General features: G+C 40.1%; 1 protein-coding gene and 1 pseudogene. Both read right to left on the bottom strand.

Features of this window, described 5'->3' with window-relative positions; all coding sequences use genetic code 11:
- Nucleotides 1-8: 8 nt before the first annotated feature.
- The gene (locus tag RT405_RS01370) at nt 9-974 is read right to left on the bottom strand and encodes an asparaginase (RefSeq protein WP_035031834.1); all 966 of its coding nucleotides are present in this window, start codon (nt 972-974) and stop codon (nt 9-11) included.
- 86 nt (nt 975-1,060) lie between these two features.
- Nucleotides 1,061-1,210, bottom strand: a pseudogene (locus tag RT405_RS01365) (MBL fold metallo-hydrolase); the annotation flags it as partial.

The raw sequence follows: 1,210 nt of genomic DNA, 5'->3' as shown, positions 1-1,210 counted from the left end.
TTTTTCAGTTAAAAATATTGAGCAATTTCTTCAAGGTTTTGTGTTTTATTTAGAGCGACCATTAACTTGATTCGAGCTTTAGGGCCAGTTAGACCATTGGTGAAAATAACGCCTGCTTCACTTAACTGTTTGCCACCGCCTAAGTAATCATAGACATCTTGAGCAATTCCGTTAAACGAGCGTGAAACCAAAACAACAGGAATGTTCCTGTCCAAAATACGCTGCAAGGCCGGCAAAGTCGCCGGTGGTAAATTTCCGGCACCAAGGGCTTCTATGACCAGTCCATCGGTTTGGTCATTGTTTAATGCATCAAATAAAACGCCGTCCATTCCAGAGTAGGCCTTTAAAAGATAAACAGCTTTATCCACAGTTGAAATCTCAAATTTTTCTTCAGCAATCAGTTTTTGGAAAAAAAGAACTTCATTTTTAGAAATAAGGCCGATCGGACCAAAAGTAGGCGTTTGGAAAGTTGCAACATTTGATGTATGTGTTTTTGTCACATAGCGGGCTGTATGGATCTCGTCATTCATAACTACCAAGACACCTTTATTTTGTGCCTCATCTGTTAGAGCAACCCAAACAGCGCTTTGAAAGTTGTAAAGACCATCCGATCCAATTTCATTGCTGGAACGCATTGCGCCAGTGATGACGATGGGCACTTGGTGATCCAGTGTTAAATCTAAAAAGTAAGCTGTTTCTTCAAGTGTATCGGTTCCATGTGTAATAACTACTCCATCAGCTTCTTTTGATAATATGGCTTTTTCGATCCGATTTTTTAGCAATAACATTTCTTTGGGTGTGATATGCGGAGAAGGAAGCTGAAAAAAATCTTCCACGATCAGATGAGCTTCATGGTCAAACAAATGGCTGTGTTTTTGTAAAGGATTTTCTGCGTTTGGGCGTACTTTACCCGTCGTTTGATCTTCGCTCATCGCAATGGTTCCTCCGGTGTGCAAAACTAGAATGGTTTTCACTTAAAATGCCTCCTTATTCATAATAAAAACACTGCTAAATGAAGATTTTAGCAGTGTACTTGATTCGTTCACGACTGACTCTTTAATTAATTGAAGAAAGGGTTCGTTAATTTTTCGTCTCCGATAGTTGAAGCATCGCCGTGGCCTGGATAAATCTGCATTTCGTTTTCTAAAGTAAAGAGCTGCTCGCGGATTCCTTCCAACAATGCTTCAGGATCGCTTCCAGGTAAATCAGA

Source organism: Carnobacterium sp., from assembly GCF_032094055.1.
GTDB lineage: Bacteria > Bacillota > Bacilli > Lactobacillales > Carnobacteriaceae > Carnobacterium_A.
Note: the sequence above shows the minus strand (reverse complement) of the source record. Positions and strands in the feature narration are given on the sequence as shown.